This window comes from Enterobacter sp. BWH64, assembly GCF_001037645.1.
GTDB classification, from domain to species: Bacteria; Pseudomonadota; Gammaproteobacteria; order Enterobacterales; family Enterobacteriaceae; genus Enterobacter; species Enterobacter hormaechei_C.
In genome coordinates, this window is the sequence record NZ_KQ089922.1 from 1675587 (window position 1) to 1690769 (window position 15183).

Consider the following 15183-nt stretch of genomic DNA (forward strand, 5'->3'; position numbering starts at 1 on the left):
GATGCAGCCCCATAATGGCGGCTGCGGATCTATTATGCAAATTCAGGCAGTTTTATTTTGTCGCCGGACAGGCCTTGACGACCGGTAAACACAGACGATGACGCATACGCAGCGTGACCAGCGCCAGCACCACCATCATGGCCGTTTCCACCATCAGGAAGACGTTGACCGCCTGGGTATAATCTCCGTGATGATTTTGCAGCCCGTGCAGCAAAATCGCGCCGAAAATGGCCGGGCCAAGCCCCAGCGCAGCCTGTTGCAGCGTGCTTAAAATCGCGCTCGCGGCCCCCGCGTCGTCAGGCTGAATATCGCGCATCCCGATACGGTAGAAGCTGTTTACAATCAGCGCCTGCCCGTAACCCACCAGCCCGGTGGCTGGGGCCAGCGTCAGCGCGGTATTCTGCATTCCCCAGTGACGGAACGTGGCGATCAGCGCCACCAGGCCGACAAGCTGAATCGCAAGCCCGGTCAGCAGGATGGCGCTGGTGCTGTAGCGGGCAATCAGGCGTGGGGCGAACCAGGCAGAAATAAAATAGGTGACGCCAAGCGCGATAAAGCTGTTCCCGGACTGCCACGGCGCCATCCCCAGACCGCTTTGCATGGTCAGCGCCATACAGAACATGAACCCGGACCAGACGCTGAAAAAGAGTATCCCGATCAGCACGCCAAAGCGGATGCTGCGCAGCTGTAACAGGCGCGGCGCGATGAGCGGGTGGGCATTCTCACGCTCTTTTTTGCGCGCGTTCAGCACCATCAAACAGCCCAGCGGCACAATCGCCAGCAGTGCGGCCTTCAGCGGCCACGACCAGTGCCACTGCGGGCCGAGCGCCATCGGGAACAGCAGACAGCACAGTATTGCCGTCAGCAGGACAGTCCCGGTCCAGTCAATGCGCGACGGCGTGTCGCGGCGGGTTTCCGGCACGTAGCGACGGCTCAGCGCCAGCACCACCAGACAAATCGGCACGTTGATAAAGAAGGCGTTGCGCCAGCCCAGCCCGGCGATGTCCGCCGACACCAGCCAGCCGCCACCCATCTGGCCGACGATAAACGCAATTCCGCCGATACCCCCGAACAGGCTGATCGCTCTGGCGTGTGCCGTTCCTTTTAACGTCACATGCAACGTCGCGAGAATTTGCGGCATGATCAGCGCGGCGCCTGCACCCTGCATAATGCGCGCGCCAAGCAACTGTTCGATATTTCCCGCCATGCCGCACAGCAGTGAGGCCAGGCCAAAACACGCCACGCCCCACATAAACAGGCGACGGCGGCCAAGGTTATCGCCCAGCTTGCTGCCGGGGGCCAGGCAGACGGCAAAGGCCACGCCGTAGAGGGCGACGATCAGCTCCAGTTCGGTGGCGGTGGCGTGTAACGAATGGGTGATGGAATCCAGCGCCACGTTGGTGATTGAGGTATCAATCAGCGGCAGCATCTGGCCGGTTAACAGCAATATCAGGCCCGCACGACCCGGTGAAACAACTGACGTATTCATGGTGACTCCATTGCGTCAAACAGCGTAGAGTCGTAGCATCAACCATCTAATAAACGGGTACCAGTTCTTGCTTATACTGGTACTGACACTACCATGCAGGAGATGTTATGGCGCTGATGTCTGAACCTGTCACCTCTCTTCAGGATGACACCCGCAAGCAGCTGGGCGCGTTTTTGCGTGCCCGGCGCGAAAGCCTCGATCCGCAGCGGCTCGGCTTACCGCGCAGCGGCCGCCGCCGCACGCCGGGCCTGCGCCGGGAGGAGGTGGCGATGCTCGCGGATGTCGGCGTGACCTGGTACACCTGGCTGGAACAGGGCCGGGACGTCAATCCGTCCAGCGCGGTGATGGCCGCCATCGCAAAAGCGCTGCAATGCACCCCGACCGAAGCCCGGCATCTTTTTGTGCTCGCCGGTTTGCCGCCGGGCGAAGCCCCGCAGGCGGTGTGCTGCGAGGGGATCAGCGAAGGCACGCGTCGCCTGCTGGATACCCTGATGCCGAAACCTGCCAGTATTCAGAAACCGAATTTCGATATCGTGGCGTGGAACGACAGCTTCGGCCACCTGATGGGCGTCGATTTCAACGCCATCCCGCCGGAAGATCGCAACTGTATTTACCTGTTCCTCACCCATCCGGCGTGGCGCGCGCGGCTCGGCAAACGTGACGACGTGCTGCCGATTTTCGTCTCCTACTTCCGCGCGGCCATGGCTGAGCACCGTGGCGACCCGCTCTGGGAAGCGAAGCTGGCGCGTTTTTTTGCGGTGTCCGAAGAGTTTAAAACCCTGTGGCACCAGCGTAACGACGTGCGCGGCGTGGAGAACCAGCTCAAGCTGTTCACCCATCCCGAGCTGGGGGATTTTCATCTCCAGCAGATGTACTGGTACTCTGCGCCGCGAAACGGATCGCGGCTGCTGGTCTATTTACCCGTGGATGAGGCAGGGGAGAGGGCGATGGCGTGGCTGGCGGAGCAGGGGAAATAAGTTTTTTGCGAGGGGCTTTCAGGGAATCAACGCGGATCCGGTCCTGCCTGGAATAAGCTGGTAAGGTGAATCACGAAAGGCAAAATTAGCCTTTAATGCAAATTGCCTTACATGCTAATATTATCAGGGATGAAATACAGTGTTCAGACTTATCGTTCATGCGGCAGTCAGGGAGGAGATCCTCTCATTGCCTGCGGGAGTACAGGCGAAGCTGATTCGCCAGCTTGATAAATTACGCAACAACCCGACAGTATTGCGTGAACCTGACAGCAAACCCTTACCCAATGGTTTGTTCGAAATCCGAACCGTCGGGCTGATCCATACTCGTGGGATCTACGTTTATCAGCGGGAAAGAACCATTTTTCTGCTGCGGGTGTTTATCAAGAAGACGCAAAAAACGCCCTCTGCTGAACTCCGTCTGGCACTGAAACGACAACAGGAGATGTTGGATGAGCAAAAAGATTATTGACTGGGACGAACTCAGAGCTGAACTGTTAAGCGATTCAGAAGTTCAGGCTTCCTTTGATGCAGAAGAGCGCAAGGAGCGTCTGCGGGAGATGCTGGCGCAATGGCGCAATCATGCTGGTCTGACGCGCGCCCAGGTGGCGGAGCGGATGGGCGTCAGCGCCCCGACGGTATCACGAATGGAAGCAAATATTACCCGGGCGAGTCTCGATACATTAACGCGTTATGCGCTGGTGTGCGGGGTAAAGCATCCGCAGATAACGCTTTACTGAAAACGGGCACGCCGATAGCCGGCGTGCCAGAAGCGCTTAGCATTCAGTCACAATCGTGCTCAGCGGCAGGCGAGATTTCGGCAGCGTGGCGTTGAAATCTTCCACGCTGTGATGCCCGACCGGGACCACCACCAGGCTGGTGAAGCCTTTCTCTTTCAGGCCAAACTCTTCGTCGAGGATCGCGGCGTCAAACCCTTCGATGGGTACCGCATCCAGGCCCATAGCGGCCACGCCCAGCAGGAAGTTGCCGACGTTCAGGTAAACCTGCTTCGCCATCCACTGGTCGTCATCTTTCAGATCCACGCGGTGCATGTCGGCAAAATAGCAGCGGCCTTTGTGGTTCGCGGCTTTTGCTTCTGGCGTGGCGAAACGGCCGTCAGCCTCTTCCTGATCGACAACGCGCTCAAGCCAGGCATCGTCCATCGCGGTTTTCGCGCAGAACACCACCACGTGAGAGGCATCCAGCATTTTGCGTTCGTTAAACACATAGGTGCCCGCCGCGGATTTTGCCACGCGCGCTTTACCCTCTTCAGTGCTGGCAACAATAAAGTGCCACGGCTGGGAGTTGGTGCTGGACGGGCTGTATTGCAGCAGCGTTTTGATTTTTTCCGCTTCTTCTGCGGTCAGTTTTTTGGCTGGGTCGAACGCCTTGGTAGAGTGGCGTTTCAGGGCGACAGAAATAATATCCATAACAACTCCTGGTGATGAAATTCGCCCGCGGGCGGGCGTGAAAGGAAAGCAGATTACCGCGCGAAGCGGGAAAAGATAAGTGCGATTCGAGCGCTTATTCTGTTCGTCTCAGACGAACAATCAGGCTGGCCGAATCCACTTCTGATCTTTTTTCGGCAGTTTATCAACGACCAGATTCCACGAATCCGTAATCAGGTCGGTGACCAGTTCAGGCGTGATGTCGTCCGTGCCATAAAGTGAGATCCAGTGTTTTTTATTCAGATGGTAACCGGGCTCCACGCCACGGTAGATCTGCTGATTGAGCAGCGATTTTTCCGGATCGGATTTCAGGCTGACGTGGGCCCGACCGTGTGCGGTCGCCATCAGCATAAAAATTTCCCCGCCCACCTTAAACACGTCATACTCCGGGCCAAACGGCCAGCAATGTTCGGTAAAAGGCATCTCCAGCGCGACGCGTCTGGCATGTTCCTGCAAGGATCTACTGTCCATGGTTATCTTCCTCAGCAAGCCCGCGCCACATGGCTTCAAAGCCCAGCGCTTTAAAATCGACGGCACGGGACGGATCGCGCGCGGCAAACTCCATGGTGGTTTCAGCCAGCGATAAGAACATTGCATCACCGAAGGTCTTAAACTCGTCAGACATAAACACCGGGCGGATCGAACGACGACACAGTTCATGCAGTTCCGGGAACATGTCTTTCACCGCCTGCTCGGTTTCGGCGTTCAGCTTTTCACTGACGCCAATCTGGCGGATAGCCGCATGCGCCAGGGGGTTACGAATGCCCCAGTCTACATAGCTGTTCCAGATATTGCGGGTATGCTCTTTTGGCTCGGTGATGGTGCGATCGAGATTCGCCAGCATGGTCTGGCAGAGATCCTGCTTCAGATGCAGGTAGAGGGCATTCAGCAGATCGTCTTTGGTAGCAAAGTAGCGAAACAGTGTCCCTTCAGCGACGCCCGCATTACGGGCAATTAACGCCGTTGAGGCGGCAATACCTGACTGCGCAAACGCAGCCGTTGCTGCTTCCAGTAAGGCCTGTTTTTTATCTTCACTCTTCGGACGTGCCACTAAATTTTTCCTCCCGTCAATTGTAAAAGCCCTGATTGAAACACGAGCCTTGATACGCTGCAACGCGGAATGTCAAAGAACGAAAACCTTCTTGACGGCGTAATCATCCTATCTATAATGAGTGCTTACTCACTCATATTCAAGTGTCACCCGCGCAAACCATCGGATGGGGCGCGTAGGCGGGTCAGGAAATGAAAAAGCCTCTATTCATCTGCGTGGTGTTAGTCATGATTATTGCTTCAGCTGCCAGTTTACCGTTTGTACTGAATGCCGGATTTGGCCAGCCACCGCAGGGTGCGCAGCTCTCTGAAGTGGAAGCCTCTCCGCACTATCGCGACGGGCAATTCCATAACACGCTCCCTACGCCGGGCTTTACCGGGCAACAAAATATGCTGGTGGCGTGGTGGCAGTTCCTTACCCGTAAAACCGAAAACGCCCGTCCTGCGCAGCCGCTGCCGCTGGTGAAAACCGATCTGGCGAGCCTGTCGCCTGAACAGGACACGCTGGTGTGGCTCGGCCACTCCTCCTGGTATATGCAGCTGGCGGGGAAACGCATCCTGATCGATCCGGTTCTGAGTAGCTACGCCGCACCGTTCTCCTTCCTCAATAAAGCGTTTGCGGGGGAGTACCCGTGGCGTGCGGAGAGCATGCCGGAGATCGACCTGCTGATTATCTCCCACGATCACTATGACCATCTGGATTACGCCACCATCAAGGCGCTGCTGCCGAAGGTTAAGCGCGTGGTCACCCCGCTGGGCGTGGGGTCGCATCTGCGCTACTGGGGGATGAACCCTGAGATTATCGACGAGCGGGACTGGAACCAGTCGGTGCATATCAGCGATACGCTGACGGTGCACGTTCTGCCGGCGCGCCATTTTTCCGGGCGCGGCATTAAGCGTAACCAGACCCTGTGGGGCAGCTTTATGTTTGTCACCCCAGAGCGAAAGGTCTACTACAGCGGAGACTCCGGTTACGGCCCGCACTTCAAAGCGATTGGCGAGCAGTTTGGCGGAGTTGACTTAGCCATCATGGAAAACGGCCAGTACGACCAGGACTGGAAGTACATCCATATGCACCCGGCAGAAACGGCGCAGGCCTCGGCAGATCTCAATGCCAAAGCGGTCGTACCGGGACATAACGGGCGTTTTGTGCTGGCGAAACATACCTGGAACGATCCACTGATCCAGCTGGCGAAAGCCAGTAAGGATAAAAACTACCGGCTGCTGACGCCGGAGCTGGGCGAGCCCGTGCGGGTGAGTGATATCACGCAACAATTTCGCGAGTGGTGGGAATAATGTTTAAGCGAGAAGCAGAGGGGGAGAGCAGTATGACGATTTCCGCTCAGGTCATTGATACGATTGTCGAATGGATTGATGACAATCTACACCAGCCGTTACGCATCGAAGAGATTGCCCGCCATGCGGGTTACTCAAAATGGCATTTACAGCGGCTGTTTATGCAGTACAAAGGCGAAAGTCTGGGGCGCTACATCCGCGAACGCAAGCTGCTGATGGCGGCGCGCGATCTGCGTGAGTCAGACGAGCGCGTGTACGATATCTGCCTGCGCTACGGGTTTGACTCGCAGCAGACGTTTACCCGCATCTTTACCCGCACCTTCAACCAGCCGCCCGGGGCGTATCGCAAAGAAAACCACGGTCGGGCGCACTGAAAAACATCCCCTCACCCTAACCCTCTCCCCAAAGGGGAGAGGGGACGATTACACCCTCGCCCCTTTGGGGAGAGGGCCGGGGTGAGGGGATCAGACAGCACCATGCTTACCAGCTGTAATTCACCGTCGCCGTCACCGTCCGGCCAATCCCGTAGAAGCACGCCGTATCGCTTGCGCATGACGCCACATACTTCGTGTCTGCCACGTTATTGACGTTGAACTGCACGCTTGCCCCTTTCAGGCTGCGGTTCATCTCGCCCAGATCGTAGCGCAGCATCGCGTCATACAGATCCACCGATGGCACCTTGAAGGTGTTCTTCGCATCGCCGTAGCTGGTGCCGATGTAGCGCATCCCCACGCCAGCGGTCAGGCTCTTCAGCGCTCCGCCCGGAACGGTATAGCTGGCGAACGCCGATGCCATATGCGCTGGAATGCGCGCAGGCGTTTTGCCTTCAGTTCCCGCCACCGTGGTGCTTTCGGTTTTTGCATCGGTGTAAGTGTAGGAGCCAATCAGGTTGATGTTATCCATCAGCGTGGCGTGGATTTCCGCTTCAGCGCCTTTCGAACGCACCTTGCCCGCATTTTCGAACCAGCCTTCAGCGCTGTTATAGGTCGCGACGTTGTCCTGAGTCAAATCGTACAGCGCCAGGGTCATCAGCGTGGTGTCGACCGGCTGATATTTCACGCCAATCTCGGTCTGCTCCCCGGTAGTAGGCCTGAATGGCGCAACGCCCGGCGCACGGTTGGTTTGCAGGTTCGGTTCAAACGAGGTGCTGTAGCTGATGTACGGCGACAGGCCAGAATCAAACGCGTACAGCAGGCCAGTGCGCCAGGTAAATTTGCTGTCGTTCTGCTGCGTAAAGCTGTTGTCGGTGTAGTCGTTAGTACGCACTTCGCTCCAGTCGTAGCGCCCGGAAACCAGCCACTCCCAGTTGTTCCAGCTCATCTGATCCTGAAGATACAGGCCCATCTGGTCGAGATTTTGCTGCTCGTCGGTGGCCGTTTTGAAGGTACTTTCATCCACGTTCACGCCGTAAACCGGGTTTGTCCAGTCGAGGTCATACTGTGAGCCGCTCCCGCGCGCCAGCAGCTGTTTATCCTTACTGGTCTTGTAATCAAACCCGCCGAGCAGGGTGTGGTTGACGCTTCCGGTCTCCAGCAGATATTCCAGCTGGTTATCAAGGCCAAATTCGTTGGTCGTGCGCTCTTCACGCTGGGCGCGACGGGTCAACACCGTGCTGTTGGCCGCGCTGTTGGCGTAAACCAGATAACGATATTTCTGCTTGATGGTGGCGTAACGGGCGTTCTGGCGGAAGGTGAGGTTGTCGGCGAACTGGTGTTCCAGCTCGTAGCCAATCATCGTCTGCTCGCGCCAGGATTGATTGTAATTCGGATCGCTGACGTTAAAGTCGCGCGGGATGTACTTCCCGTCGGCACTTTTCACCGTGCCATACGCGGGCAGGAAGTTGCGGTATCCGGCATCCGGATCTTTCTGGTAGCTGGTCAGCAGCGTAAAGCGGGTCTGATCGTTCGGGTACCAGGTGATCGCCGGGGCGATCGCCATCCGCGTCTCTTTATAATCGTCCACCTGATTATGCTGCGTACGGGCGATACCGTTCACGCGATACAGCACGCGGCCGTCGTCGCTCAGCTTGCCGCCGAAATCAAACGCACCTTCGGCGAGATCGTTATTGCCGGTGCGGAACTGCACGTTGTGAATGGCCTCCGCCGTCGGGCGCTTGCTGGTCATACTGATTAACCCGCCCGGATTCACCTGTCCAAACAGCACCGACGCCGGGCCGCGCACCAGCTCCACGCGCTCCAGCAGCCACGGGTCAACTGTGCCCGTCTGTGAGGAAGCCGTTGCGCCAAAGCTTAAGCCGTCGAGGAATTTCGGCACGTAGCTAAAGCCGCGCACAAACACCTCGTCGTTACGGTTAGACGAGCCCCGGTACTCGGTAAACACGCCCGCCGAGTAGCGCAGCGCCTGCGAAACGGAGGTGACGTCCTGCATGTTCATCTGATCGCGGGTGATCACCGATACCGACTGCGGCGTCTTCACGATCTCCGCGCTGGTCTTGGTGGCGGAGAGCGTTTTCGTCGCCACAATGCCTTTTACGGGCGCAGTGGGCTCTTCACTCACGCCCTGCGTCACCGTAATCGTTTCTTCTTTCGTTTCTGCCTGAGCCGCGACGCTGGTCGTCGCCAGACTCAGCAGCCAGAGCTGCATTATCTTATTATTTTTAAACATTTTTATTGAACATCCTTGGTTGCTATCGCCATAAAAACACCGGTAAAACGCCGTTGATGATATTGCAAATTATTACCATTTGCATTAGCGTTGTTAACAAATTTCGTTGGGGAACAAGCGGTAATGAAGAGGGTATGGAGTGGGTTGCTGCTGGGGATCGGCGCGCTGCCCGCCGTGGCGGCAACGTGCGAGCAGTCGTCCCGGCAGGGCGATGTTCAGGGAAAGTTTGATGCCAGCGGCGAAGTCTGCTTCTCCCTGCCCGAGCTGGATGAAAATTACGTTTCCGCCACGCTGCATGGCGTGACGGATGCGCGCCTGCTGGATGGGCAAAACCGTCGCATCCGCACGCTGATCGAAAACGGTCCTGCGGACGGGGAACACACGCTGCTGTTTGCCCTGCCGGTGAAACAGAACACCTCGCTGGTGCTACACGGCGAAGCTGGCAAGCCGTGGCGTTTTCAGTGGCGGATGAAAGAGACCTCTCCGTTACCACGCGTGCAGATGCTGGCGCCAGAAAGCCCGACGCTGAAGGCGCTGGCAAACGTCATTTCTGCCGGTGGAAGTACCGAGGCGTTCTGGCAGGCGCAGCGTCGACAGGGAACGCCGATGGTGGAGCCGGTAGATGCGAGCCATAAGCGGGTGACCTTTCTGTGGCGCGGCGCGCGGGATAACGTCTTCATTCTCGGCTCTCCGGCGGGGGATCACGATCCGCTGTTCTGTCTGGGCAACAGCGACGTCTGGTTCCGCAGCTACGTGGTCCCCGCTGATACGGTGATGCAGTACAAGCTCGCCCCCGATGTGCCGATCGTTGAAGGCTCTGCCCGCGATCAACGCCGCGCCATCCTGGTAAGCGCGCAGGCCGATCCGCTTAACCCGAATAGCTTTGGGGAGCAGAAGACCGATCGCTGGAATCGCTATTCTCTGCTCGATCTCAGCCCGGCGCGCTACTGCTCCGTTCGGGCTACGGCACAGCCGCTGTTACACGGGACGTTGAGCCGCCAGAGGCTGAGCAGCAACATCCTCGGCAATGCCCGCGACGTGATGATCTACCAACCGCGCGGCGCACAGCCTGCACGCTGGACGCTCATCCTTTTCGACGGACAGGTTTATCAGGACGAATACCATTTTGCCAACGTGCTGGACGGTCTGATTGCCCGACATCACCTGCCTCCGATTAACGTGGTGTTTATCGACAGCCTCGATCACGCCCGTCGCGGCAACGAGCTGCCGCCGAACCCGGATTTTGCTGACTTTATGGCGCACGAGCTGCTGCCGTGGCTGCGGGGGAAGGGCATCGGCATGCAGCGGCAGAAAACCGTACTGGCAGGATCAAGCTACGGGGGAATTGCCTCTTCATGGGTGGCGCTGCGCTATCCGCGCCTGTTTGGCAACGTGCTGAGCCTTTCCGGTTCTTACTGGTGGGCGCCGGAAGGTGACGCTCCCGGCTGGCTGACGCGCCAGTACCAACAGTCTCCACCGTATCCGGTGCGTTTCTGGTTACAGGCCGGGAAGTTTGAAACCACGGGGCCGGGCGGCGGCATCTATCGCACCACGCAGGATTTTGAACAGGTGCTGAGGAAAAAAGGCTATCGCGTCAGCTTCCACCCCTCATCCAGCGGCCACGACTACGCGGCCTGGTGTGAAGCGCTGATCCACGGGATGCGCGATTTCACTGGCTTACGACGCCAGTGAAAACCAGCGGCGCCAGATGAAACGCAGGATAAAGAATTCGATGGCGCCGAGCACCAAAAACCACAGACAGAACAGAATGGTGTACAGCTGATTCAGATCGACCATATGAAAGGTCTGAACCAGCTTCTGCGCCAGCACCAGACCCAGCGACGGCGCGGGTAACAGCAGGCAGGAGAGCAGGGCCATCAGCAAAATGCCCCCTGCGGTGAGCAGCGATTCTAACGGGTGTTTCATCGTAATGTTAATCGTCAGTTAAAAATGTCATTGTCCGGCATCCTGAAACGTAAAGCAATATCATCCCCGCTGGCAAAATTGGGTAAAAGGCCACCGTTATTCTGCGAATTAATAACAGAAAATAGATAATATTTTCGGGGCGATTAAATTAATATCGCGTTATGTAAATAAACGTCTTTCTCACGAAAATAATTTTACAAAGCTATAGGTGCTATATCCAATTAACGTCGCAATAACAATGGCTGCGACAATGTATAACGCCAGACGCCGTCCGCGATAAATACCAAACATGCTTCCTCCTCGTTTAGTGTTGGTTTAGAAATATTTTGTAAAAATCAACGCGTCGAAATAATTTTAATCAGTTTTGAATAACCGGGTAGTCAATATATTGCGGTAGATCAATTTAACCCGCAAGACTTAAAAATGAATTATTTAAAGCCAGAAAGGAATTCCGGCTTCCGTCCACCGGATATTGAAGGAAAAATACCATGACCAAAAAAAATTTCTCGCAGAATATGCCACCCGCAGGCGGGCAGGCGTACCAGCAGACCGTAGAGCAGGTGCTTGCTCAGGCGCAGAGCCAGGCTAATGGCCTGGACCGTGCCGAGGCGCAGGCGCGTTTACAGAAGCATGGCCCGAACGCGCTGCCGGAGAAAAAAGGCAAGCCGGGCTGGCTGCGTTTTCTCGCGCATTTTAACGATGTCCTGATTTACGTCCTGCTGGCAGCCGCCGTATTAACGGCAGTAATGGGACACTGGGTTGATACGCTGGTTATTCTGGGCGTGGCGGTAATCAATGCCTTAATTGGCCACATTCAGGAAAGTAACGCGGAAAAATCCCTGAAGAGTATTCGCAATATGCTCTCCAGCGAGGCGCGCGTTATTCGTAACGGCAACCATGAAACTATCCCGACGACGGAAATCGTCCCGGGCGATATTATTGTGTTGCGCGCAGGAGATCGTATACCGGCGGATATGCGCTTAATCGAAGCGCATAATTTACGCGTGGAAGAGGCAATTCTGACCGGTGAATCCACCGTGGTGGATAAACACACGAACCCGCTGAACGGCGAATTACCGCTGGGCGACCGCACGAACCTGGTCTTTTCCGGTACGACGGTAAGCGCGGGCGGCGGCGTTGGCGTGGTCATTGCCACGGGCCAGGAGACCGAACTCGGCCACATCAACCAGATGATGGCGGGCATTGAAAAACACCGCACCCCGCTGCTGGTGCAGATGGACAAGCTGGGCAAAGCGATCTTCGCCATCATTCTGGCGATGATGGCCGCGCTGTTTGTCTTCAGCCTGGTGTTCCGCGAGATCCCGATGGGCGAGCTGCTGCTCTCCCTGATTAGCCTGGCGGTAGCCTCCGTGCCGGAAGGTCTGCCGGCGATTATCTCCATTATCCTCTCCCTGGGCGTGCAGGCGATGGCGCGCAAGCGGGCGATTATCCGCAAGCTGCCGACGGTTGAAACCCTGGGCGCGATGACCGTGGTCTGCTCGGATAAAACCGGCACCCTGACCATGAACGAGATGACGGTGAAAGCCATCATCACCGCCGACACCTGCTATCGCGTGGACGGCAACAGCTACGAGCCGGTGGGCAACATCTACCTCGAAGGCAGCGACGAGCCGGTGCAGATCCAGCCGGGCACCGTGCTGGAGCAGTACCTGCGCACCATCGACCTGTGTAACGACAGCCAGCTGATTCAGGACGAGCGTGGCCTGTGGGGCATCACCGGCGGGCCAACCGAGGGCGCGCTGAAGGTGCTGGCGGCCAAGGCCCACCTCGAGCCGGTCGTGACCACGCTGGTTAACAAGATCCCGTTCGACTCTCAGTACAAGTACATGAGCACCCACTACCAGATTGGCAGTGAGGAGCAGATTTTGATTACCGGCGCGCCGGACGTGATTTTCGCCCTGTGTGAGCAGCAGCAGACCCGCAACGGTGCGCAAGCCTTTGACCGCGCGTACTGGGAAACGGAGATGGAGCGCTATGCGCGTCAGGGGCTGCGCATGGTCGCCGCGGCGTTCAAGCCAGCGAACGGCGAGCAGGCATTAACTCACGACGACCTGAGCCACGGTCTGATCTTCCTCGGCATTGCCGGGATGATGGATCCGCCGCGTCCGGAAGCGATTGAGGCGATTAACGCCTGCCAGCAGGCGGGGATCCGCGTGAAGATGATCACCGGGGATCACCCGCAGACGGCAATGAGCATCGGCCAGATGCTGGGGATCACCAACAGCGAGCAGGCGGTTACCGGCTACCAGCTGGAGAAGATGGACGACGCCGAGCTGGCGGAAGCGGCGGTGAAGTATGACATCTTCGCCCGTACCAGCCCGGAGCATAAGCTGCGCCTGGTGAAAGCGTTGCAGGACAAAGGCGAAATCGTCGGCATGACCGGTGACGGCGTGAACGATGCCCCGGCGCTGCGCCAGGCGGACGTGGGTATCGCGATGGGCATCAAAGGCACGGAAGTGACCAAAGAGGCGGCGGACATGGTCCTGACGGACGATAACTTCGCCACCATCGCCAGCGCGGTGAAAGAGGGACGTCGCGTTTACGACAACTTGAAGAAGACCATCCTGTTCATCATGCCGACCAACCTGGCGCAGGGGCTATTGATTGTGATTGCGCTGCTGGCGGGGAACATCATTCCGCTGACGCCAGTGCTGATCCTGTGGATGAACATGGCGACCTCCGCCACGCTCTCCTTCGGCCTGGCCTTCGAGGCCGCCGAGCGCAACATTATGCGCCGCCCGCCGCGTCAGACCGGGCAGCACGTGATGGACGCCTACGCCGTCTGGCGCGTGGCCTTCGTCGGCACCATGATTGCCATCGCCGCCTTTGCGCTGGAAGCCTGGCTAGCCCCACGCGGCCACAGCGCGGAGTTCATCCGCACCGTGCTGTTGCAGATGCTGGTCTGCGCCCAGTGGGTTTACATGATTAACTGCCGCAACACCGACGGGTTCTCCCTGAACCGCGGCCTGCTGGCGAACAAAGGGATCTGGCTGGTAACGGGCGTACTGTTCCTGCTCCAGGCGGCGATTATCTACCTGCCGTTTATGCAGATGCTGTTCGGCACCGAAGCGCTGCCGCTGCGCTACTGGTTCGTGACGCTGGCGGTGGCGGGCGTGATGTTCTTCGTCGTCGAAATCGAGAAGCGACTGACCCGCAGGTTCCGTAAGGCTGCATAACCTTTTGCCCTCACCCTAACCCTCTCCCACAGGGAGAGGGAACTCTGACCTCCCTCTCCCTGTGGGAGAGGGCCGGGGTGAGGGAAAACAACGCCGAGGTACTCCCATGAAATTCCCACTCCTGTTCGCGCTCCTCGCCTGCACCCTGCCACCCGCATTCGCCGCGGCCATTCCCGTGCGTGTCGCCACCGTGGAGCAGACCGCCCACGCCGCCGAGCGTCAGATCCCGGGTCGCATTGAAGCTATCCACACCGTTGAACTGCGCGCCCGCACGGAAGGCGTCATCACCAGAATCCACTTCCGCGACGGGCAGTACGTGAAAAAAGGCGACGTGTTGTTCGAACTGGACGACGCCGAGCCGCGCGCCGCCCTGCGTCTGGCGCAGGCCGAAGTGAGAAGCGCCGAAGCCACGCTGCGTCAGGCGCAGCAGCAGCTGTCACGCTTCGAAAGCCTGGGCAGCAGCAACGCCATCAGCCGCCACGACGTGGACAACGCCCGCATGCAGCGCGACGTAGCGAGCGCCGCGCTGGAGCAGGCGAAAGCCCGGCTCGACACCCGCAGCGTCACCCTCAACTACACGCGCATTACCTCACCGATTGACGGGCGCGTGGGGCACAGCAACTTTCACGTCGGCAGCCTGGTGAATCCTGCCAGCGGTGTGCTGGTGGAGGTGGTACAGCTCGATCCCATCCGCATTGCCTTTGCGCTGGAAGAGGGCACGTTTGCCACTAAAGCCGGACAGCATGCGGATATCAGCGCCATGAAGCAGGCCTGGCAGGCGCTGATTGACAGCAACGGCCAGCGCATCAGCGGGGAACTCACCTCCGTGGACAACCGCATCGACCCGCGCACCGCCAGCGTGATGCTGCGCGCCGAGTTCGCCAACCCGCGCCATCAGCTGCTGCCCGGCGGCAACGTGAACGTCTACCTGCGTCCGTCAAGTGAGCAACCAGTGCTGACTCTGCCCGCCGCTGCCGTACAGCAGAATGGCGACGGGTTCTTCGCATGGGTGGTTAACGCCGAGGATAAAGCCGAAATGCGTCCGCTGAAGGTCGCCGTACAGATCGGCCAGCAGTTCCAGATTGCCTCCGGCCTGAAGCCCGGTGAGCGAGCGATTACTGACGGTGCGCAGCGCGTGCAGCCAGGCGTTGCCGTCCAGATACTGAATTAAGGAGCCA

General features: G+C 58.1%; 14 protein-coding genes. 8 read left to right on the plus strand and 6 right to left on the minus strand.

Annotation, left to right across the window (positions count from 1 at the left end; all coding sequences use genetic code 11):
* Nucleotides 1-52: 52 nt before the first annotated feature.
* On the minus strand, nt 53-1489 hold the full coding sequence (locus SK50_RS07915) for an MFS transporter (protein WP_045344574.1): 1437 nt from the start codon (nt 1487-1489) through the stop codon (nt 53-55).
* Between the two features lie 107 nt (nt 1490-1596).
* Here SK50_RS07915 and SK50_RS07920 point away from each other — a divergent pair, with 107 nt between their 5' ends.
* From SK50_RS07920 to SK50_RS07930, 3 genes are all read left to right on the plus strand, one after another.
* Nucleotides 1597-2466, plus strand: coding sequence for a helix-turn-helix transcriptional regulator (locus SK50_RS07920; protein WP_017382554.1), 870 nt, complete (start codon nt 1597-1599; stop codon nt 2464-2466).
* 139 nt (nt 2467-2605) lie between these two features.
* Nucleotides 2606-2935, plus strand: a complete 330-nt coding sequence (locus tag SK50_RS07925; RefSeq protein WP_017382553.1) for a type II toxin-antitoxin system RelE/ParE family toxin — start codon at nt 2606-2608, stop codon at nt 2933-2935.
* A complete protein-coding gene (locus SK50_RS07930; RefSeq protein WP_015571209.1) occupies nt 2916-3203 on the plus strand; it encodes a helix-turn-helix domain-containing protein in 288 nt (95 codons plus the stop codon). The genes SK50_RS07925 and SK50_RS07930 overlap by 20 nt, the downstream gene beginning before the upstream one ends.
* Nucleotides 3204-3239: 36 nt before the next feature.
* Here SK50_RS07930 and nfsB read toward each other — a convergent pair whose 3' ends face one another.
* The 3 genes from nfsB to SK50_RS07945 form a co-directional block, all read right to left on the minus strand.
* Nucleotides 3240-3893 carry an oxygen-insensitive NAD(P)H nitroreductase gene (nfsB, locus tag SK50_RS07935; RefSeq protein ID WP_003858884.1) on the minus strand — a complete coding sequence of 218 codons (654 nt, stop codon included), beginning with the start codon at nt 3891-3893 and terminating at the stop codon, nt 3240-3242.
* A 120-nt stretch (nt 3894-4013) separates the two neighbouring features.
* Entirely contained in the window at nt 4014-4382 is a 369-nt protein-coding gene (locus SK50_RS07940) for an MmcQ/YjbR family DNA-binding protein (RefSeq protein WP_048229278.1), read from the minus strand.
* Nucleotides 4372-4962: a TetR/AcrR family transcriptional regulator gene (locus SK50_RS07945; RefSeq protein WP_003858882.1), complete on the minus strand. Its 591-nt coding sequence runs from the start codon at nt 4960-4962 to the stop codon at nt 4372-4374. The genes SK50_RS07940 and SK50_RS07945 overlap by 11 nt, the downstream gene beginning before the upstream one ends.
* 191 nt (nt 4963-5153) lie before the next feature.
* Here SK50_RS07945 and SK50_RS07950 point away from each other — a divergent pair, with 191 nt between their 5' ends.
* Both SK50_RS07950 and SK50_RS07955 read left to right on the plus strand, forming a co-directional pair.
* The gene (locus SK50_RS07950) at nt 5154-6257 is read left to right on the plus strand and encodes a RomA family MBL fold metallo-hydrolase (protein ID WP_045344572.1); all 1104 of its coding nucleotides are present in this window, start codon (nt 5154-5156) and stop codon (nt 6255-6257) included.
* Nucleotides 6258-6289: 32 nt separating this feature from the next.
* A complete protein-coding gene (locus SK50_RS07955) occupies nt 6290-6631 on the plus strand; it encodes a RamA family antibiotic efflux transcriptional regulator (protein WP_003858880.1) in 342 nt (113 codons plus the stop codon).
* A gap of 106 nt (nt 6632-6737) precedes the next feature.
* Here SK50_RS07955 and SK50_RS07960 read toward each other — a convergent pair whose 3' ends face one another.
* A complete protein-coding gene (locus SK50_RS07960) occupies nt 6738-8882 on the minus strand; it encodes a TonB-dependent siderophore receptor (RefSeq protein ID WP_023303240.1) in 2145 nt (714 codons plus the stop codon).
* Nucleotides 8883-9005: 123 nt separating this feature from the next.
* Here SK50_RS07960 and SK50_RS07965 point away from each other — a divergent pair, with 123 nt between their 5' ends.
* Nucleotides 9006-10574 carry an alpha/beta hydrolase-fold protein gene (locus SK50_RS07965; RefSeq protein WP_048229280.1) on the plus strand — a complete coding sequence of 523 codons (1569 nt, stop codon included), beginning with the start codon at nt 9006-9008 and terminating at the stop codon, nt 10572-10574.
* Here the strand turns inward: SK50_RS07965 and SK50_RS07970 are convergent.
* Nucleotides 10560-10808 (minus strand): DUF1158 domain-containing protein, encoded by a 249-nt coding sequence (locus tag SK50_RS07970; RefSeq protein WP_003858875.1) that lies wholly within the window; start codon nt 10806-10808, stop codon nt 10560-10562. The genes SK50_RS07965 and SK50_RS07970 overlap by 15 nt on opposite strands.
* 488 nt (nt 10809-11296) lie before the next feature.
* On the opposite strand from SK50_RS07970, the gene SK50_RS07975 reads away from it, so the two are divergent.
* Together SK50_RS07975 and SK50_RS07980 are read left to right on the plus strand one after the other, a co-directional pair.
* Nucleotides 11297-14005 (plus strand): cation-transporting P-type ATPase, encoded by a 2709-nt coding sequence (locus tag SK50_RS07975; RefSeq protein ID WP_017382547.1) that lies wholly within the window; start codon nt 11297-11299, stop codon nt 14003-14005.
* A gap of 106 nt (nt 14006-14111) precedes the next feature.
* Complete coding sequence (locus SK50_RS07980) at nt 14112-15176, plus strand: efflux RND transporter periplasmic adaptor subunit (protein ID WP_023303242.1); 1065 nt, start codon at nt 14112-14114, stop codon at nt 15174-15176.
* Nucleotides 15177-15183 lie beyond the last annotated feature (7 nt).